Here is an 18,739-nt window from a genome sequence, read left to right on the forward strand (position 1 = left end):
CAGGTGGTGAATGCAGAGCGAAGCAATCGAATCCATTCCCTTGTCCGGTTTTTGGTTTTAACCGGTAAATAATAGATTGGATGTAGCTCTATTATACTGTTTTTTCCATATTAAATAGCGGAGAGCCTGAAAGATGGTATTTCAACGGAAAAACGAGAGAAATCACAGGACACGGAATATGTCGGTTGTGACATTGCTCATAATTCCAATCCTGATTTTATCGGCTTGCTCCGGCAATTCCGACAACAACAATAATGCTAAGGACAATAGCAATAATAACAGTAAAAACAAAAACACAGCTTTTAAGGTGGTAATCGATCCGGGGCATGGCGGTAAAGATAACGGGGCAACAGGTGCCAGCGGCCAATATGAAAAGAGTTTTACGTTAAGGTTGTCAAAAGAAGTGAAAAAACTGTTGGAGCAGGAATCGGGGATGGAAGTTTTCATGACGAGAACAGATGACAGCTTTATTTCGCAGGAAAGCCGCTACAGACCTAAATATGCAAATAAACTGAATGCAGATGTATATGTATCTATTCACGGCAACACGTTTTCCAATCCGAGTGTTTCAGGCACCGAAACATTTTACTACCACAATAATTCCCGCCAGTTTGCTCGGATTTTACAGAAACATGTGGTTGAAGCTACCGGATTCAGGGATAGAGGGATAAAGAAGAAAGATCTGTTCGTTGTAAGGGATACGAATATGCCGGCAGCCTTGATAGAAGTAGGTTACCTGACGAATCCCGAGAACGAGTCCGTAATGCGTACGGACGATTTTCAATCACGTGTCGCCGCTTCAATTGTTGAAGGGATTAAAGCGTACAAAGAACGGTCGGATGAACAAGGTTTTTTAAATTGGGGATTTTAAGACCAGACCTAAAAATCAATACAGCAATATTAGAGCGCAGCGGGCCATCCAATTTTTGACGTTATAAGTCACTAAATTGGATGGCTTTTAAGTTGAAAAACTACCGCAGTTCAATAATTAACGACATCAATTTCATAATCTTCACTGCTGTCACCCTCGCCTGTGATACATGTAAAACAACCATTCCATCCAACAATTGCAGAGCCAATTGCCCAAATAGGTGCGTCGCAAGAAGTACAATCCGCTCCACCTTTTTTGTTTTCAACGGCTAATTGGAGTTTTTCCTTCGTATCTTGTAAGTTTTCCTCTTTATTCGTTTTGACAAAGCTTTTTGCAAATTCATTAATTGATATTGGTACCATCTAATACACTTCTCCTTTTTTATTTAAGATAATTACCTCACCGGCAGCTGTCAACCACGTCCCCCATGCATCTCCTGCAGCCTGGCCGTTTCCTTCCGCTTCTTTCTCACCTCATCAAGGTACTGCGTGAAGATTCGAGTCCTTTTTCAGACAATCATATATATGAAACATATAATCTCGTGCTTGCAGCAGCGGATTCTTAATCGTTGCTTGTTCGCCGGATGTCGTATGTAAAGTCCACTCGTCCTGATTAATCCGCATTAGAGAACTTTTTACATAATCTTTTAATTCCAGCACAATCAGCCATAGTTCGGGACCAATGATGACAAAATCGGGACGTTTCCCTTTAATATCAGGTTCATAATAGATGATATAGTCATCCGGTAGATATTCTTTTAACGTTCGAAACAAAAGACGTTCGCCAGCAGTAGCCGTTCTGCGAATTGTCTCTGGAACCGTGGTTGCCATGATGCTCACCTGCATGTCGCTTTTTAGTCCATTTTAGCATATTTACTGTTTGGTTGGGTTAAGAAATGCAAATACACTGCTGGGTAACACCTTTTATCGCCGCTATTCGATTATATATATAGAAGGGGTTCATCATTATAATCGAATGTGGCCGGAAAAAAGTGTCATGGGGATGGGTTACATCTAATCGCTACACACATTTTTGCACATCCAACCACTTGAAAATGGAGGAGATTTTATGATACTTATGAACACAAAACAAAAACATCCCTACTCTTTTGAAAAAAATAAGGATGCTTTCACATTACCTTGCCGTTTTCTTTATACAATACCCTTTAAGTGCTGGTATGCTTTTAAAATATGCTTGGAAGGAAATAGTTTCTTTTTACGTTCATTCCAATTCTGAACTTCTTGGATTAGTTGTTCATCTGATTTTAGGCGAACAGTTTTCATAATCCAATGTACCGTAGCAAGTAATTCCATCGCATAGGGTGTCTCAAAACCGTTAATAATCTCTTTTACTTTTGCTAACCGTTGTTTATTTACTTTGTCTTCTTCCAAGTGTTTGTATGCTTTCTCACCTGCAGAATTAATCAGATAGATTTCCGCATTTCGATTGCGGTCACCATACCCCCGAATGTAATGCCCTTCCAAACGCTGTAAAACAAAGTTTAAGTTTTCGGCATATGGCCCATATTTATACTTCTCAAAATGTAATTGTAAATTTTCCCCTGACTCTTGAAGGAAATAGGCAATTTTTTGTACTTCTAATAATGACAATCGATATCCCGGTTCTTTATAATTATCTAATGAAGCAAGGAGAAGTGCTCTTGAGGTAGTCATATTTGGCTTTTTCGTACGCACTTTCATTTGGTTTGGTTTTGGACTTCCCGCCGGCTCATATACGTGGACGTTTATGGGTTCATCCTGAAATGTTTTTTCAATAAGCGGTCTCACTTCTGACCAATCTAAACCACCATTTCCACAACCAAGTGGGGGAATCGCGATTGATTTAATGCCAAATTCACGAACTACCTTCACAAGGTCTTCTAGTCCTTCAACAACATAATTCAGTTTTGATTTTTGTTTCCAATGTTTCTTGGTTGGGAAGTTAATAATGTATTTGGGGCCTACTAAACAACTGGTTTCAACCACTTGCACCTTTCCCGTTACTACACGGTTGGCTCTACACGCTTTTTCATATTCACGAAACACATCAGGAAATGCTTGCTTAAATTGAAGGGCAATCCCTTTTCCCATAACACCGACTGTATTCACCGTATTAACGAGAGCTTCCGATTGACCCTCTAACAAATTCCCTGTCTTATAATGAATCAAAACCTTCACCCCCTAAAAATAAAAATTCCTTCTTACCAAAACATACATGTCTATATTATGCGTTAATAATATATCTTTTACTTGCCGTTTCATCCATTCATTATAAACACCAATTCCTAAAAATAAATCAAGTTCTACAGATTGATGGACTAAAAATTCAGCTTGCCTTCTTCTTTTCCGATCTGGATCTTCATTCGTATCATTCCAATATTGAGTGTTCATCACATTCCAATCCACTTGATTTAGATCCTTCAAATCATGATAAAAATCAGTTAACGCCATAATAGCATGACCGTCCGTAAACACAAACTTTTTTCCGGCGTCTGAAATTATTGATATTTATGACAGATCCATCATTGATTATCATGTTGGACTTGAATGCACGGCAGAAAAGATTGTGCAAGTCTTTAAACAGAGCATTGTAGAAACGACAACAGCAGGACTATTGTGGGGGGTTGCTCCAGCCTCTCATGATTTAAGAGTGTGATATCGTCCGGCTTGCCGTAAATTTAATTAAGTCATGGACATAATAATCCGTATTATACATGATCGCATCCCCTTGTATCGTATGTTTTGTAATATCAAAACGGAGTAATGGGGTATGATATTCCAGATCCAATACATCACTCAAGTTTTCGTCAGTAATACTTGGCACCACTTCCATGAAGTCATGGCTAAAATTTAAATCACACTGTTCTTCAATAAAGGTAAAAATGTGTTCAGCTAAATCTTGAACTGAAAATTCAACACCCTCTAAATAGCTTCTTGGTATTCGGTTTACACAATACGCGGCTGGCGTTGTGTCTGCGAGGAAACGCTTCTTCACGACTAATAATTCTTCTCCCTCGGAAATGTTCAAGGCTTCTGCCTGTTCTTTGGTAGATGTTTCCCATGACCAGGAAATGTTATCGACCTTTAATTTATGCCCTGTATCCGTGATCAAACTTCCGAGTTCCCCCGCTTTATCTATTTTACCTGTTAACTTCCTGGCAAATGTTGTGACAACCGTACTGCTCCCTTGCCTTCGTGTAATATACCCTTCATTTTCCAGTACAATGAGAGCTTCTCTCACTGTCAATCTGCTCATTCCGAGGTCCTCTGCTAACTTTGATTCGGAAGGAAACTTTTGAATGTCTCGTAATTTCCCTTCCAAAATAAATTCACGGATCGTCTCAATTGCTCTTTTTACCTCCGATTGTTTTTTGGACCTTGTACGAGCCATTTTTTATCCCCCTATTTATTACTTTACGAAATTGTTTTCTTCTCATGTTCCAAAAAATAACGTTACAAGCATATAAACAGCTGAAATAATGGTTATGATTGCAATAAAAATACGTAGATGATAAGTCGGAACTTTTTCAGCGAATTTAGCCCCTGTTATAATACCAATTGTGATTCCAATTAAGCTGCTGATGATCAGTACGCCTAAATGATCCATCGTTGCATAAGCAAAATAACCGAATACAGCTGGAAGTGCAATAATAACTGAATTTAATAGGCTCACTCCTACGACCACTCGTATATTTACCCCCAGGCTTGCAAGTAAAGGAACGAGTAAAATTGGTCCTCCTGCTCCTGTTAAAGAGCTGATTGCGGCTGTGAGTAAACCAATTAATATAAGCATAGAATTATTATGCAATATTTTCAAGCTACTGGCATCTACGTCCGTACGTTCCTTGTTTTGTCTAAATAAAGATAACCCTGCAATGAAAATGAATAAGTAAAGTAACAGCTTTGCTAGCGTATCCGAAATTAACACATTGATCTGAACGCCAAGAAATGCTCCAGGAATACTACCAATGCTTAGAAAGAGTGCTAGGCGTAGATCCATATTTTTTGATCTTAAGTAAGAAAAGGCACCAATGATACCAGAAACTGCAAAAGCTAAAAAACTAAGAGCCAATGAATCTTTCACTGGCATCCCTAAAAATCCAACATAAATTAATGGCAGTAAAAATCCCGAAATTCCAGAGATTCCAAGCAGTATTCCAATGATAAGATTGGAACATATAACAACTAATAATAAAGTTGCACTCATAAAGGAAACCTCGATTCTTTTTGTTTCTTTCACCATGGAACATTTTATTCTGTGTCTTTTTTAGAGGCTGGCTCGTACAGCGATTTCCTTCATCTGTTTTTTACTTTCATATTTTATTCTTTCCTCATCCATCGTTAGAACTTCTCTATTCTTCATCACGATTTTTCCATCGACAATCACGTCTTTCACATCTTGATGATTGCAGGAATCTATCAATGTATGAATGAGATTATGTGTCGGTTCGATGTGTGGCTGATCGATATTAACTAAAATCATATCTGCTTTTTTACCAACCTCTAATGTTCCTAAAATATCATCACGCATTAATGCCTTTGCTCCACCAAGCGTTGCCATTTCTAAAATCTTTGCAGATGGCAAAATTTTCGGATCAAAAATAGATACCCCCCAAAATGCGCGCATAAGTGACTTCAGTACTTTCATTTGGTCAAAAAGATTAAGTCCTGTATGTCCAGCGCCATCTGTACCAAGCGCAACACCCACTCCTTTATGTAGTAAGCTCGGTGTTTTCGTAAAGCCTTTTCCTGAATTACTAGTTGGACAATGAGCTATTTTAATATCATGATCTTTAATAATGTCCATTTCATTTTCGGATAGAAGAATTCCATGTGCGGCTAAAAAATTGACGTCTAAAATGTTTAAAGATGCAAGGAATTCGAATGGTCGCTTTTGATATTTTTCTAAGCAGTAACGAACTTCATTTGGATATTCGTTCATATGTGTCTGTACACCGGTACCAAGTTCATTCGCAACTTCAAAAGTGCTTTGTATCAAACTTGGGGAACAGGAAATGATCGAACGAAGCGAAAACCAGACATCAAGTCTTCCGTCACCAGCACCATGAAAATTTTGATACAATTCTTTATTTATCCGAATATTTTCTTCCGTACTTTTTTTCATACTTTCGGGGATCCCCTCGCCACTATCCATCGTAGAACAAGTTATTGCACCACGGATACCGGACTGGATCGCACTTTGTGCTACTTTATGCATATATGTTCCACCCGCATCTATGAAACCAGTCGTACCTGATTTGATCATTTCGAGAAAACTCAGTTCAGCACTGGTTTTTACGTCTTCTTCACGCAAATTACTCTCATAAGGCACCATGATTCGTGTCCAAATCATTGGATATTCGTCTGTAATTCTGCCTCTTATAAGCTGTTGACATGTATGCATATGAGCATCAATCATACCTGGCATCACCAGTTTACCCTCAGCATTTAGTGTTTCACGTGCTTCATACGATAGGGAGATTAGTTCATCATCACCAATTTCAAGTATATTGCTATGATCAATAACGACACACTGATTCACTTTTACGTTCATTTCCGGTGTTAAAACCGATGCATTTCGAATCATGAGGTCAACTTTCTTCCCATTAGCAACCATTCTATTCCTCCTTATGACAATACATAATTTATCTATATATTTCTTATTTTTCAAAAACCATTGTATCACCAACTTATCTGATAAGTAAATAGCAATATTGCGAATATTTTTAGAAATATTTTATAAAAACATGTTGCTTGTCTGATAAGTTGATGTTATGCTGATTTTGTGATTTCAAGAATTTAGACAATTGTGAATGTAATGTAAATTGGAATCGATTTCATAAAAGTGAGGTGAAGCTTGACGGCGCGGTAAGCAAGCAAAAGTAAATTCCAAAAAGAAGAACCGAAGCAAACCATTATTTTATATTGGAGGGAAGCAGATGGAAACAAGTACTACAATTACGGAACGGTTTAAAAAAAATTGGAAAGTTTATGTGGGTGCTTACGCGATACTGATTGTAGCTGACCTGATTGGTGAATTTCAGTTTTCCGTTGGCCCAGGACTGGTGCTAATATTCCCTATTTTTTACGGAATAATATTTGGCGTTTTACTTGGTCCTGATTTAGCAAAATTTTTCTCAAAACGTGAAGTAGAAGCAGCCTCTCCTCTTATTCTCGTAGCGATTGCTCCTTTTATCGTTAAACTAGGCGTTATTGCTGGTGGTAATGTACCGATGCTGATTGAGGTTGGTCCTGCTTTACTATTACAGGAATTTGGAAATATAGCCACTGTTTTAGTTGCTGTTCCGCTAGCACTGTTCCTTGGATTTAAACGAGAAGCTATTGGCGCAGGACATTCCATTAATAGAGAGACAAATTTGGCTTTGATTAGTGATATATACGGCCCTTCTTCACCGGAAATGAGAGGAACATTATCCGTATATATTATCGGTGGGCTCATTGGTACAATCTATTTTGGATTTTTAGCTACGCTAGTTGCATCCACAGGACTCTTTCATCCCTATGCACTTGGCATGAGTTCAGGTGTCGGGGCAGGTATCATGATGGCTGCAGCAACCTCCAGTTTGGCACATATGTATCCAGCATTTGAACAAGATATTTTAACGCTTGGAGGCGCGAGTGACACACTCACAGGGCTAACCGGTATTTATGCTGCCGTATTTATAGCTATACCGCTTGCAAGTAAAGTTTATAGCATCTTAGAACCGAAAATAAATAAGCGTCATAAAAATAATGAGGATAAGGAGGAGACAAAGATACTATGAAATATAGAGAGTGGATTGTCTTATTAATTTTCGTATCGATTGCTATTATGACGACAAACTTTATTGGCTTTAACATACCGTTTACAGAGTCCATCACTGGAGTGCTCGTCTTAAGTGGCATCACACTTATTGCGGTATTTCTATCCAAAATCATACCGCTAAAGCTTCCAATGATCCTTTTTTGTTCTCTTTTGGGTTTATTATTTGCTGTGCCCCTATCACCTGTTTCTGAATTTGTTACAGAAGCTACAGGTAAAATAGAATTTAAGGCACCGCTATCTATCGTTGGTGCATTAGCTGGGATCTCAATCGAAGCAAGCTTCCAACAATTTATACAACAAGGGTGGAGAATGCTATTAATTGCCTTCGTTGTCATGACATCCACGTTCGTCGGCTCCGTATTCATTGCACAGATTACCTTAATGCTTACAAATGCAATATAATTGATATAATGGTTTCGTAGCTTTGGACACTAAAAATGAAAAAATAAGATAAAACTAATACCATGAGTAAAAAACGAAGAAGGTACAGTTCAACAGAAAAAGCAAAGGTTGTTTTAGAAATATTGAGAGAAGAAAGTACGTATTGTGACACACCAACAGGCTTTATGTATTTGGTGGCTATCATCGATTGGTATTCAAGATTTGTCGTGGGATGGTCTTTAAGCAATATGATGCAGACAGATTTTATCATGCGTACCGTGGAGAAGGCTATTCAAGATCATGGAATGCCTGAAATCGTCAATAGTGATCAGGGAAGTCAATTCACCTCCAAAGTCTATATTGACTGCAACAAGAGCTATGAATCCATCAAGATTAGTATGGACGGGATAGGACGCGCAAAGGACAATGCCAGAACGGAACGTTTTTTCCGAAGCCATAAATGGGAAAGGCTCTACTTACGATACCCGGAAACAGTGTCAGAATTAAAACAAATGACGAAGGACTACATGTATCATTACAACTGGAAAAGACCTCACCAAGCCTTGGGAGAAAAGACACCGGCCAGTATATATTTGGGAAGGAGCACCTAACGACGGCGAAGCTCTTGCCCTTGACTGCCGTGCCACTCCTAAGTTCCACTGGCGGGGCCCCGCCAGCGGAACTTAGGAGTGATTGTCCATGGTACGCTGGGTGTGCGGATGGATCCCCATAGAACCTCTTGCCCTTTCATCAAAGCACCTCTAAATGCGCATAATAAATTTATGCTAATATAATATACAATTTAAACTATAAAAACAAGATATGGTTTATGAATTAAATATGTAACAAAAAAGAGGATATTAGTTCTTATATTGAACTAACTATCCTCTATGAATTATAGTATATTTAACGCTAGGCCTTCAGGGTGGTTACTTTTTTTCTGACAGAATTGCAACGACAAGCGTTGCGAACGCAATCATTACGATTAATGACTCGTAAACTGTCATAGGCATCACCCCCTTTCTATAAAAGGGAGTGAGCCACCACCCATGAAAGCCTTATTACACTCGGTCTATTATAACATAATTACGCTTAGGACAACGCCCCACTTTTATTTTTCTCATACAAACGTTTTAAAACACCTTATCATACTGTATAACACAATCAATTTCTTTCCATAAGATCATTGAAATTCAGTTTCTTGTTCAGCATATACATAATCGGAATCCCGACAGCCATGATGCCGAATTCACCTGCAGCTGTCGTCAGCCATGTCAACAAAAATGGCAAATCGAGGGCCAGATAAAGCTCGAACGCTATGATACACATCGTGAATGTAAATACGATTGTGTTGATGACGAGCAAGGTCAATTTGTGTTTAATAAACGTTGCTAGGAATATGACAATTCCAAGCGAAAGTGCCGTGTGGGCCACACCGAATGTCATGTCAAAAACGCCTGTTGGTGAAAATAAATTGGTCAAAAGGACGCCCAGTACAATCCCGAAAAAATATTTTTTGTTGAAGACAACAAGATGGTTAAAAATTTCCGGGATGCGAAACTGAATGTTCGAGAATGCAATCGGTGCGGCAACCAATGACACGGCGACATAAGCAGCCGCCACAAGCGCATTGGCGACAAGTATTTTGGTATTCATCATATCACTCCTTAGTTTTTTAACGTGGGATGGTTTCGAACCACGGTTTGGGTATAAGTCCCAAACGACCCTATTATATCCTGAAACCAGGAATTCGCAAAGCGATATTAGCAGATTTTTAAAAAACATTCAGGCATGATGGTCACTCATATTGGCTAATTTTGTCAGGGAACGGAGAATAAATACAGCACACGGCAGTTATCGGTATACAAAGGAAGGGATTTACTCCCTGAGCCAACCGTCATGAAAGCTGAATGAACCAAAGACCAAATCGATGAATGGATTGTGCAGGTCAAAGCGAAAAGAGGACGTAAAAAATATGAGGTAAGAATCTATTCCGCCCAAGGATTCTTACTACTTTTTGTCTTTATCTCATCTCAAAAAAGGACAAACATTTTTGTTTTATTATTCCAACGAATATTGTATAATTTGATTAGGTAGAATCGCAACGACAAGAGCTGCAGACGAGATTATGACGGTTAATGACCCGTAAACAGTGCTAATATTATATTAAATTGACACCTCATTTGTTTTTCGTTAATACGACAATATGAGGTAAATAATTTTAAGCTAACTTATCTTTTGTTAACTTTCAGCATATACTAATACCATAATCTTAGATGGAGGTGGTATGTGGTATGTGTCATAATAGTAAGGAGGATAAAAAGGTGCCTGTTACCCGAAATCATCAGCGTGAAAGTCATTCAAGTAAAACAAATGAAGAACGACAGCAACGTCAACTAAATGCCATTTCCTCATCTATTAATTCCCATAAATTAAAAAAACAGGATTCACTACACGTCGATCATAAAGGTCATGTCAATATAGATTCCAAACACCAAGATTATCAATATTGGGTGGAGGATGACGACTAATGAAGGCCGGCCATTTGTATGAATTGTCATTCCCTTATGAGGAAGGACAGGGCTCGAAAAGACGTCCTGTCCTTATTATTGTCGTCAATACGGATTATGATAAAGCTTTAGGATTAAAAGTGACTAAAACAGGACCAACCGATAGACATCCAAATCGAATAGAAATCCTGAATAGCCCTGAAGCTAATTTACAGCAGCGCTCTTTTGTTCAAATCGATCACTATAATTTTTTTGATAATGTTGACTTAAAATCCAGGGGTAGATTAAGTGTAGAGGACCTAAGTGAGATTGTTCAAGAATTCAGTCAATATCATGGGCTATAAACTTAATATGTTCTACCATATAGAAATCAAATCGTTATCATGAAATTTGTCGCGTTCGAAATAGCCATATATGACTTTTTCTCTACCGAACACAAATCCAGTAATAATCTTACACTCACTCATCCAAAATCTCCCGCGTTTTCTCCAAAATCTCTTCGTCCTTCAACCGGAATTTAAATTCCACTCGTCTGGAGTCCTCTGCACTGTAATTCCCTGAATCGTCGGTTCGGAAATCAGTATAAGACTTGCCGTTGACGGTTAATTTATCTTTCAGGTGCTGCCGGATATTTTTATATGGAAAGTCGTCGCTCAAAACGTATTCGGCGACACTGTAGGCTCGTTCTTGTGAGAGCTGCATGTTGTACAGATATCCACCGTCACGATCGGTATGGCCTTCGATGATGATTTCGGCGATATAGTCTTCGTAGCCGCTCTCCAGCAATATGTCCAGATATTTCGGCACAAATTCATCCAGAAACTGAAAGGATTCCGGCTTCAATTCGGACTCATCATATGGAAATAATATTTCTGTATTAAAAATAATCGCACCTGTCTCCTCATCCACTTCAATCCCCATTGGCGAATCGCTGAATTCCGTCTGTAAATCATTGACCAGCTGGGAACGTACGCCCATGATCTGATCGATCGTCTTTTTCATCTCTTCAATCTGCAGTGATTTAATAATCATCATCGCGATGAACATTAAAATGAAACATAATAGAATAATGGTCAAGAGATCCGTAAAAGATGGCCAAAAATGCCCGTCATCCTGCTCTTTTTTGAAAAGCCGCTGGTATTTAGTATTCATCGTATCTCAGCCTGTTCCCGTTAGGTTCTGCTTGCTGGCCCATACGATTCAACTGCCGGTTCAATCCTTGGATCTCACGGCTCAAGTCCTGGAGCATTTGCTGGATATGGCGGGAATTGCTTACTTGAATGTCTTCTGACAGACGCCGGATCTCCTGGAATTCTTTCTTGATACCATCATTCGTCATGTCTACCGAGTCATTGATGTTCCGGGCGACTTTATCAAGCTTGTCGCCCAGTATCCCTTCCAGATTGGCCACATAATTGGAAAGGGTATTTTTTAAGACGTCGACACTTACGTCGACTTGGTTTTCACGCTGATTGAACGATTGGTTTATCTGGGATATCGTCTTATTTATCTCTTGAATCAGCTGATTATTCTGCATGCCAAGTTTTTCATACGTTTGGGTTGCTTCCTGGATTTGCCGTTCAAATGCCTTTGATTCCTCAGAATGAGCTTTCAGATGACTGTTGAATGTCCGGTTAAATTCCTTCAGCTCCTCAAAGCGGTCGGATAGCAAATACTTGTGTTCCGCTTGTGTCTGATTGATTACCTCAAGCGCTTGCGGCAATTGACTAATCGAATCGCCCATTTTATCGAAGTCCTTGGATAGCTCACCGATATTTGTCATGATGCCGGTCAATTTCACGCTCAGATCGTTTCCAAATATGTGCTTAAATTCCTGATTATGTTCGTCCATTTTTTTCACTAGATCATGGCTTTTCTGTGTGAATTTCTCAAATTGATGGTGAATGGCTTCCTGTTCTTCCATGATAGACGACGTAAAGGTTTTCAATTCCCCAACAGATTCCTCAAAACGGTTCAAGGTGTCCATCTGGGCTTCCGATGTGTCTTTGACACGCTCGTACGTATTTTCGAATGCTTTGGCCATACGCTCATGTTTACTGTCCATCTTTTTAAAGTAGGAAAACAGCGAATCAAAGTTATTGTTCAGCTTTTTAGTCGATTCGCCAAATCCATCCGTCACGTCTTTCATATGGTCAAACAATTCCTGGAATTTTTCAAGATTGCTGGAAAGGCCGTCATTAAATGCTGCCAGATCTTTTGCCGATTGCTGCAGGCCGCTTGTATATTCCTGAAATCCCGCGAAGGCATTTTCAATCCCTGACAGTGACTGCTGATTCGTTTCCTGTAGATGCTGAATCGATTGATTAATCGCCTCTGACACGTCGATTAACCGGTTGAGTCCGTCCTGTTCATTTCCTTCTAAATGGGATTCAACTTTTAACATGATAGCCGTCAGCATATGTTCCGTATTAAACACTTTAATCAGGACGGACATAATCAAGGATAGCCCCATCCCAGCAATACTGGTATAAAACGCCACATCAATTCCCGAGAGTACAGCGGCCACATTTTCTACTAATTGACTACCTGTCGCATTGATACTTCCCAAAGATATCGTCAGACCAATAAATGTCCCTAGCACCCCGATCAATATAAACACGGAGACAGTCATCTGCACCATTTTAATCAGATTGACAACGGGCACGTTAAAGACACGCCATCCGGAAAATTTCTCTTGGACAAACGTTTCCGGCTTCACCGGTTCCTTTTGCTCGCGCGTGACAAATTGCTCTTTAAAATCATGCAGCGGCTGAATATCCATCCGGTTGGTTTCATTCAGATAATTTCTGATGCGTTTAAGCTTCATAAATAAAGTAAAATGAACCAGAATGGTAAGGAAAAAGCCGATGAACAAAATCATAAAAATCAATTCGATGGTTGGATTTGATAAAAGCGCCTCTGCTTTCTGCTCGCTTGCAAACAGTTCCAGAATGAATTGCAGCATTCCTGCTCCCCCTGTTAAGACCTATTTCTTTATAGGTATTCAGGGCTTGGACCAATCATGTGTGTTTAACCATAAGATTTTAATGCATCGCTAAACAGTTCCCAGAAGCCGTCACGATTAAGTGATGGATAAATTCCCCATTTGCTTTCTTTTCCGGGACTCCTGAAATATCTACAGAAGTCATACCATAGGTGAATTCGCCCTGTGTTTCAATATCAACAAAATTTTTCTTAGCAAGAAGATCCATGCTGATCAGTGCTAATCATACCCCTGGACCCCGGACCCAAGCAAATTCCTTCAGCCTTCATAACCCCCAACTCTATCAAAATCTACCGAAAACTTCCTCCGCACTGTTTTTTAGGGTCAACACCAAAATCAATGGTTGAAATATATGGATAAATAGGTTATTGACAACTAGCTAGCGGAGGGAAAACACGGAGACTGTGGGAAAGCGCAGAGTAGACCTGAGCAGAAAAAAGCGAACTTCTTTTTTCGAGGAGGCTGAGCTCGGGGCCCACGGAAAGCGTAGTGTTTTTCCGTAGCGGTTGCCTCTATCAATTTAAATCCAGTTTGTCAAACATAGATTTTGATGAAGAGCCGCCCCAATCAGGGCCATGGAAAATAGGCGTGAACCGGCGCATTTCTATTACACTCCTTACAAATTATATTTACAGCATACTACTTAATGGCCTATTGAATTGTTTCAAATATCAGTAATCAGATTCTGCTTTTTTTAATAAGAATTTTCCCTCTCCATGCCCCTTTTTGCCAAAAAGTTTCGATTGTAGTCATAGGAAGGGGGTCACGCCTATAATCGAATCCGGTAAGCGAAAAAGGGGCATCAAAACGAAAAAATTTCATATAGCTTCACCTTGTTCCCCTGGGAAGCTGTTATACCGACGTTCGCCCTTGTCACTGTTTTCAATCCACAATTTTCCAGACTGTTTTACCGTATCATGCTTCATCCTCCGGCGCTTTTTGAAACAGAGCTTCCGGGATCATTTCAAAGCCTTCGATCACCGTATTTTCTTCCACTTCCATCATTAAGAAACGCTTCCCGTTGAAATGGACTTGACGTACATGTCTTAAGTCTTGTGGACTGATGGCGATATTCGCGATTTTTGTCTCGATTTTAATCGACTTTGAATTATATTTCGGTACAATGTTGTTCGCTTTAAATTCATACGTTTCGTCATCAACGACCGTTTTAAAAGCGGATTCCACCTTTTCCGTATTGACATCTTCTATTCCACTGCTTGTTAAAACGTTTTCGACATCTTTGTAGTCCAATTTCGGTCTATCTTCCGCTTCATTTTCTTCCACGACCCGGTGAATCTCGTCATATACGTTCGAAAGTGTGGATGTATTGATTGCTTGATCACCCGCTACGTTTTTCACAATTTCTTCAAAAACTAATTTATCCTGTGCAGCCGTCATGATTTCTTCCGCGTTTAAAACATTTTCAATAAAATGGTAATCCGGTTCATTCTTCTTCCCTGCTGCATAAAGCACATGGTTGACGTCCGATGCATTATCCGTGATCGAAGGAAATAAAAATCCTGACATCGGTGCTTTCAGATTGATAATGGGATCGACGACAATATTATACTTAAATTCCTTTTCAACATAGTCAAACAGCAGTTCTTTTTTCGGGTCCTGCGTTTTATTCATACTGCATAAAATAAAAGGATGGGAATAAACGGTGTCGCGTTCACTTTCTTCTGCCTCTTCACTCATGTTCTTCATCGGTTTCATATACTCTCCGCGAATGAAGGTGACGACAATATCCATTTCATATTGTTTATTCGTCAGCATTTTTTCGACGAGCCCGAGCATATGCCCTTTCCATTCTTCGGTATCAGGACTCAATAGGCTTTGATGGAGAATGAGCTGACTACTATTTTCCACATCACGCTGAAACTTTAATTCAAAAAGCTTTTCATCCAATTGGCCGGATAGTACTTTTTTAAAATTCTCCATAAACAGTTCTTGCTGTTCCTGTTCCAGCATTTCAAATGGGACACTCTGGTGATGGTAAATATCACTTGATTCTTTCATGATGTACACGTTAAAAATGTCATGTATGGTCAATAAATCATTATCGACTTTGAATTGTTTACGGATGTTCGCGATGTCATTTTTGTCCAAAGTTATTCCACTCCTATGTTGATAGTCAGCGTGCATGTTTCGTACACACATTCTCTTATTCTATCATAGAGGGCGGCTGTTTTTCCTGTACTTTAGTGTAAATACTAGGTTTCCAATGAAGCTGAAGGAGGAGATCCGGGGAGTGAACGGTTTCCCGATATTCAAGAACTTTTCCAAAGACCGAATGCTTTCACGTCTGTAGACGCCAGTTGATTGGCGTGCGTCCTGCCGCTTCCAGAAACGCGTTGGCACGTGAAAACGGCCGGCTGCCAAAAAATCCTTTATGCGCAGAAAATGGGCTTGGGTGCGGTGATTTAATAATCAGGTGCTGCGGTTCCGTGATAAATGACTCTTTTGCCTGGGCATGTCGTCCCCAGAGTATGAACACGACCGGATCCTGTTTGGCATTCACATGCCGGATCACTTCATTTGTAAAATGCTCCCAGCCCTTGCCCCTGTGGGAAGCCGGCTTGCCTGCTCTGACGGTCAGAACCGTATTTAACAGAAGGACGCCTTGTTCAGCCCAGTCTGTCAAGCAGCCATGATTGGGGCTTTCAATACCGAGGTCATCATGCAGCTCTTTATAAATGTTTTTTAATGAAGGTGGTATCGTAACTTCCGGTTGAACGGAGAAGCTAAGTCCATGCGCCTGATTTGGGCCATGGTAAGGGTCCTGCCCGAGAATCACCACTTTGGTATTTTCATAACTTGTATAATGAAGGGCATTAAAAATATGATACATACCAGGATAAACCGTTGTGCTGCCATACTCCTGCTTCAGAAACGTTCGCAGCTCGCGATAATAGTCTTTTTCAAACTCATCCGCCATGACTGGCGCCCAATCATTCGTTAATATAGTCACACTCTCAGCTCCTAAAACGTTGATAGATTCATAAAGCGAAACTTCATTCAGCGGGACGTTCTTCCCCACTGAATGTTAGTTGAGCCGAATCGGACATTTACGGGCAGTTGGCTGCCGTTTTTTGGCAGGTTACTGACCGTTATATGCGGGATATAGATTATCATATCACGTAACGGAAAAACTGAAAAACTGTCAAATACACTATAACCACCTTGGAAACACTGGCGACTGTCTGTTGAGCAGCGGCATGATCCCTTATAAAAAAAGCAGCCGCTTAGACTGCAACTGGATTTACTCCAGACCCATTCTTCTTTTCATAATGTGGATGTCCTTTTCATTGTTCCATGTTCTCTTGGCAAGCAGGTCTACACCATCCTGCACACCATCAATTTTTGTATCCATTTGGTCAAGCCGTTTTTCGATCGCTTCAAACCGCTTGTCTACCTGTTCAAAACGGTTATTGACTTTTTCAAATCCAGCATTCATCTGATCTTGCAATTCTTTGATGGCCTGCAGTACTTGATTATTTGCCACATCACGCATAGCATCCTCCCCCCTTTCCTTCATTTTTAGTTAACGACATAAGGTGTGACTACTATTATAAAAGATTTATATGAAAACATCTATGGGAGATTTCTCGACTGTTTCTTAAAAACACTTATGATTCAACCACGTCTAAAGGCACCAGTCTATGAAAAAAAGAACCTGCTATATCCCTTATTTTCTCTTCATGTCTTCTATCAAAAGCAATCAGGAAACAGGTAGCTGGGCCGGCGGATTTTTCCAAATCGAGCGTACAATCCAGCTTATTCACCCGATTCGTCCAGGCCCTCCATGCCGCAGCGACTCCCTTTGAACCAACCGGGTGCAATGCTTTCACTGATTCCAGCCGACACAGACGTTGAAATAACCAAAGTGGTGCGACTTCATCAGGTTGTTCAAGTACTTCATTACCGACCAAAGGCTTCCCGATAACCGCAAATTCCCCCTCGCCCAAGAAGTCACTTGTTTTCGCGATTGATTTCGTTCCAATAACCGTTAGTCCAAGCCCCGACTGCAGACTGGCAAAATTACTCTCAGTACTGCCGGTTATGGGAAGCTCACCCAAGCCCAATTCGTCTAATATCTGTTCCACACCATGTTTATAATCCTGCCAGGCCTCATCACTGGTAAAGTTTTGCATGGTGACTGCTTGCACGTCACCTCTTGCAGCAAGGCATTCCATGACAGCAACACGGCAGGCAAAGCGGCCCACAACGGTATTCGATGTACTGACTGCATCATGCGGTTTTTCACCAATGGATCCACTATTATCTGATGCAATCACGAGCTCCTGTTCAGCCGTCAACGGCAGTATGACAACATTGTTCATCACAGACGGCTCCTTTTTAATCCCGTTTCTTCTTGTTGGATCCACGGAAAACCTTTGCGCTGCGGGCGTACTCGACATCCGGAACATTTAATCTGGCATTGATGACGCGTGCAGCTGCGAAAAAGTAATCCGATAAACGATTCACATATTTTAACGGGATAGGCGAAATCTCATCTTCTGCTTTCATGAGCGATACAATCATTCTTTCTGCCCTACGTGTAACCGTCCTGGCAATATGAATCGACGCTGAGGCATCTGAGCCGCCCGGCAATATAAATCGCTCCAGTTCCGGTGCCTCATCGATCAATTCATCCATTTTGCCTTCAAGGTAAGTGATCGGTTCTTCAGACAATTTATGTTCGCGTTTCTCTTTGATATTCGATAGTTCTGAGCCACAGTCAAACAACTCATGCTGAATCTTCTCAAGGTCTGCCACAATATCCGGGAAAATGGCTTTATCCAATTCCGAAATCGCCTTTCCGACAAACGAATTCACTTCATCGATCGTTCCGTATGCTTCAACGCGAATGTCGTCTTTGTCCAATCTACCACCAATGACACTTGTCTGCCCTTTGTCACCCGATTTTGTATAAAGTCTCATTGAAAATCCTCCTATGAATTTAATCGTACCTTATCTCGTATCTAATGGACAGTAACCCGCCAAAGGACGCCGTTGAACTGTCCCTAAATGCCCGATTCTGTTCGGGCCTGCAGGATGTAGGTCACAAAGGCGTTGCAACAGGACAAGGAAAGCTGCGACAGCGATACATCGCACGAAGAAAAAGTGCTTTTCTTTTTCGAGGAC

General features: G+C 40.3%; 21 protein-coding genes, 2 pseudogenes and 1 riboswitch. Of the genes and pseudogenes, 6 read left to right on the forward strand and 17 right to left on the reverse strand.

Annotated features, from left to right (window positions below; translation table 11 throughout):
- The first annotated feature begins 133 nt into the window (after positions 1-133).
- Positions 134-871 (forward strand): N-acetylmuramoyl-L-alanine amidase family protein, encoded by a 738-nt coding sequence (locus ACFQ4A_RS00005; protein WP_382396700.1) that lies wholly within the window; start codon positions 134-136, stop codon positions 869-871.
- Positions 872-981: 110 nt separating this feature from the next.
- On the opposite strand, the gene ACFQ4A_RS00010 is transcribed toward ACFQ4A_RS00005, so the two are convergent.
- The 7 genes and pseudogenes from ACFQ4A_RS00010 to ACFQ4A_RS00040 all read right to left on the reverse strand — a co-directional run bounded on the left by ACFQ4A_RS00010 (position 982) and on the right by ACFQ4A_RS00040 (position 6,487).
- A complete protein-coding gene (locus tag ACFQ4A_RS00010; protein ID WP_382396702.1) occupies positions 982-1,233 on the reverse strand; it encodes a hypothetical protein in 252 nt (83 codons plus the stop codon).
- Positions 1,234-1,362: 129 nt separating this feature from the next.
- Positions 1,363-1,701: pseudogene (locus ACFQ4A_RS00015) on the reverse strand (nuclease-related domain-containing protein); the annotation flags it as partial.
- Between the two features lie 321 nt (positions 1,702-2,022).
- Complete coding sequence (gene darG, locus ACFQ4A_RS00020; protein ID WP_382396704.1) at positions 2,023-3,039, reverse strand: type II toxin-antitoxin system antitoxin DNA ADP-ribosyl glycohydrolase DarG; 1,017 nt, start codon at positions 3,037-3,039, stop codon at positions 2,023-2,025.
- Positions 3,040-3,051: 12 nt separating this feature from the next.
- Entirely contained in the window at positions 3,052-3,378 is a 327-nt protein-coding gene (locus ACFQ4A_RS00025) for a DUF4433 domain-containing protein (RefSeq protein WP_382396911.1), read from the reverse strand.
- A 136-nt stretch (positions 3,379-3,514) separates the two neighbouring features.
- A complete protein-coding gene (locus ACFQ4A_RS00030) occupies positions 3,515-4,261 on the reverse strand; it encodes a GntR family transcriptional regulator (RefSeq protein WP_382396706.1) in 747 nt (248 codons plus the stop codon).
- A gap of 42 nt (positions 4,262-4,303) precedes the next feature.
- Entirely contained in the window at positions 4,304-5,077 is a 774-nt protein-coding gene (locus ACFQ4A_RS00035) for a sulfite exporter TauE/SafE family protein (protein ID WP_382396708.1), read from the reverse strand.
- A gap of 60 nt (positions 5,078-5,137) precedes the next feature.
- Positions 5,138-6,487 (reverse strand): amidohydrolase family protein, encoded by a 1,350-nt coding sequence (locus ACFQ4A_RS00040; RefSeq protein WP_382396710.1) that lies wholly within the window; start codon positions 6,485-6,487, stop codon positions 5,138-5,140.
- 322 nt (positions 6,488-6,809) lie between these two features.
- On the opposite strand from ACFQ4A_RS00040, the gene ACFQ4A_RS00045 reads away from it, so the two are divergent.
- From ACFQ4A_RS00045 to ACFQ4A_RS00055, 3 genes and pseudogenes are all read left to right on the forward strand, one after another.
- Complete coding sequence (locus ACFQ4A_RS00045) at positions 6,810-7,655, forward strand: DUF3100 domain-containing protein (protein ID WP_382396712.1); 846 nt, start codon at positions 6,810-6,812, stop codon at positions 7,653-7,655.
- Positions 7,652-8,098, forward strand: a complete 447-nt coding sequence (locus tag ACFQ4A_RS00050) for a hypothetical protein (RefSeq protein ID WP_382396714.1) — start codon at positions 7,652-7,654, stop codon at positions 8,096-8,098. Before ACFQ4A_RS00045 ends, ACFQ4A_RS00050 begins: the two co-directional genes overlap by 4 nt.
- A gap of 137 nt (positions 8,099-8,235) precedes the next feature.
- A pseudogene (locus tag ACFQ4A_RS00055) lies at positions 8,236-8,688 on the forward strand (transposase); the annotation flags it as partial.
- Positions 8,689-9,006: 318 nt separating this feature from the next.
- Here the strand turns inward: ACFQ4A_RS00055 and ACFQ4A_RS00060 are convergent.
- Positions 9,007-9,090, reverse strand: a complete 84-nt coding sequence (locus ACFQ4A_RS00060) for a putative holin-like toxin (RefSeq protein ID WP_382396912.1) — start codon at positions 9,088-9,090, stop codon at positions 9,007-9,009.
- Between the two features lie 151 nt (positions 9,091-9,241).
- Positions 9,242-9,733, reverse strand: a complete 492-nt coding sequence (locus tag ACFQ4A_RS00065) for a QueT transporter family protein (protein ID WP_382396716.1) — start codon at positions 9,731-9,733, stop codon at positions 9,242-9,244.
- Positions 9,734-9,738: 5 nt separating this feature from the next.
- A riboswitch (PreQ1 riboswitch) is annotated at positions 9,739-9,783 on the reverse strand.
- Between the two features lie 618 nt (positions 9,784-10,401).
- On the opposite strand from ACFQ4A_RS00065, the gene ACFQ4A_RS00070 reads away from it, so the two are divergent.
- Both ACFQ4A_RS00070 and ACFQ4A_RS00075 read left to right on the forward strand, forming a co-directional pair.
- Positions 10,402-10,608: a hypothetical protein gene (locus ACFQ4A_RS00070; protein ID WP_382396718.1), complete on the forward strand. Its 207-nt coding sequence runs from the start codon at positions 10,402-10,404 to the stop codon at positions 10,606-10,608.
- Positions 10,608-10,931, forward strand: a complete 324-nt coding sequence (locus tag ACFQ4A_RS00075) for a type II toxin-antitoxin system PemK/MazF family toxin (protein ID WP_382396720.1) — start codon at positions 10,608-10,610, stop codon at positions 10,929-10,931. Before ACFQ4A_RS00070 ends, ACFQ4A_RS00075 begins: the two co-directional genes overlap by 1 nt.
- A 115-nt stretch (positions 10,932-11,046) precedes the next feature.
- Here the strand turns inward: ACFQ4A_RS00075 and ACFQ4A_RS00080 are convergent, their stop codons facing one another.
- From ACFQ4A_RS00080 to ACFQ4A_RS00115, 8 genes are all read right to left on the reverse strand, one after another.
- Complete coding sequence (locus tag ACFQ4A_RS00080; RefSeq protein WP_382396722.1) at positions 11,047-11,739, reverse strand: OmpA family protein; 693 nt, start codon at positions 11,737-11,739, stop codon at positions 11,047-11,049.
- Positions 11,729-13,552 carry a MotA/TolQ/ExbB proton channel family protein gene (locus tag ACFQ4A_RS00085; protein ID WP_382396724.1) on the reverse strand — a complete coding sequence of 608 codons (1,824 nt, stop codon included), beginning with the start codon at positions 13,550-13,552 and terminating at the stop codon, positions 11,729-11,731. Before ACFQ4A_RS00085 ends, ACFQ4A_RS00080 begins: the two co-directional genes overlap by 11 nt.
- Before the next feature lie 79 nt (positions 13,553-13,631).
- Entirely contained in the window at positions 13,632-13,799 is a 168-nt protein-coding gene (locus tag ACFQ4A_RS00090) for a hypothetical protein (protein WP_382396726.1), read from the reverse strand.
- Between the two features lie 707 nt (positions 13,800-14,506).
- Positions 14,507-15,700 (reverse strand): DUF4317 domain-containing protein, encoded by a 1,194-nt coding sequence (locus ACFQ4A_RS00095; RefSeq protein WP_382396728.1) that lies wholly within the window; start codon positions 15,698-15,700, stop codon positions 14,507-14,509.
- A 190-nt stretch (positions 15,701-15,890) separates the two neighbouring features.
- Entirely contained in the window at positions 15,891-16,562 is a 672-nt protein-coding gene (locus ACFQ4A_RS00100) for a uracil-DNA glycosylase (RefSeq protein ID WP_382396730.1), read from the reverse strand.
- Between the two features lie 291 nt (positions 16,563-16,853).
- Positions 16,854-17,105 carry a hypothetical protein gene (locus ACFQ4A_RS00105; RefSeq protein ID WP_382396732.1) on the reverse strand — a complete coding sequence of 84 codons (252 nt, stop codon included), beginning with the start codon at positions 17,103-17,105 and terminating at the stop codon, positions 16,854-16,856.
- A gap of 115 nt (positions 17,106-17,220) precedes the next feature.
- Complete coding sequence (locus tag ACFQ4A_RS00110) at positions 17,221-17,934, reverse strand: hypothetical protein (RefSeq protein WP_382396734.1); 714 nt, start codon at positions 17,932-17,934, stop codon at positions 17,221-17,223.
- Between the two features lie 16 nt (positions 17,935-17,950).
- Positions 17,951-18,535, reverse strand: coding sequence for a cob(I)yrinic acid a,c-diamide adenosyltransferase (locus tag ACFQ4A_RS00115; protein WP_382396736.1), 585 nt, complete (start codon positions 18,533-18,535; stop codon positions 17,951-17,953).
- Positions 18,536-18,739 lie beyond the last annotated feature (204 nt).

Source organism: Lentibacillus salinarum, assembly GCF_042679865.1.
In the GTDB taxonomy this organism is placed as follows: domain Bacteria; phylum Bacillota; class Bacilli; order Bacillales; family Amphibacillaceae; genus Lentibacillus; species Lentibacillus salinarum.

Coding starts and splice junctions, on each gene's coding strand:
- ACFQ4A_RS00005 (WP_382396700.1), top strand. CDS start 134: ATGGTATTTCAACGGAAAAACGAGAGAAATCACAGGACACGGAATATG.
- ACFQ4A_RS00010 (WP_382396702.1), bottom strand. CDS start 1,233: ATGGTACCAATATCAATTAATGAATTTGCAAAAAGCTTTGTCAAAACG.
- ACFQ4A_RS00030 (WP_382396706.1), bottom strand. CDS start 4,261: ATGGCTCGTACAAGGTCCAAAAAACAATCGGAGGTAAAAAGAGCAATT.
- ACFQ4A_RS00035 (WP_382396708.1), bottom strand. CDS start 5,077: ATGAGTGCAACTTTATTATTAGTTGTTATATGTTCCAATCTTATCATT.
- ACFQ4A_RS00040 (WP_382396710.1), bottom strand. CDS start 6,487: ATGGTTGCTAATGGGAAGAAAGTTGACCTCATGATTCGAAATGCATCG.
- ACFQ4A_RS00045 (WP_382396712.1), top strand. CDS start 6,810: ATGGAAACAAGTACTACAATTACGGAACGGTTTAAAAAAAATTGGAAA.
- ACFQ4A_RS00050 (WP_382396714.1), top strand. CDS start 7,652: ATGAAATATAGAGAGTGGATTGTCTTATTAATTTTCGTATCGATTGCT.
- ACFQ4A_RS00060 (WP_382396912.1), bottom strand. CDS start 9,090: ATGCCTATGACAGTTTACGAGTCATTAATCGTAATGATTGCGTTCGCA.
- ACFQ4A_RS00065 (WP_382396716.1), bottom strand. CDS start 9,733: ATGAATACCAAAATACTTGTCGCCAATGCGCTTGTGGCGGCTGCTTAT.
- ACFQ4A_RS00075 (WP_382396720.1), top strand. CDS start 10,608: ATGAAGGCCGGCCATTTGTATGAATTGTCATTCCCTTATGAGGAAGGA.
- ACFQ4A_RS00080 (WP_382396722.1), bottom strand. CDS start 11,739: ATGAATACTAAATACCAGCGGCTTTTCAAAAAAGAGCAGGATGACGGG.
- ACFQ4A_RS00085 (WP_382396724.1), bottom strand. CDS start 13,552: ATGCTGCAATTCATTCTGGAACTGTTTGCAAGCGAGCAGAAAGCAGAG.
- ACFQ4A_RS00090 (WP_382396726.1), bottom strand. CDS start 13,799: ATGGATCTTCTTGCTAAGAAAAATTTTGTTGATATTGAAACACAGGGC.
- ACFQ4A_RS00105 (WP_382396732.1), bottom strand. CDS start 17,105: ATGCGTGATGTGGCAAATAATCAAGTACTGCAGGCCATCAAAGAATTG.
- ACFQ4A_RS00110 (WP_382396734.1), bottom strand. CDS start 17,934: ATGAACAATGTTGTCATACTGCCGTTGACGGCTGAACAGGAGCTCGTG.
- ACFQ4A_RS00115 (WP_382396736.1), bottom strand. CDS start 18,535: ATGAGACTTTATACAAAATCGGGTGACAAAGGGCAGACAAGTGTCATT.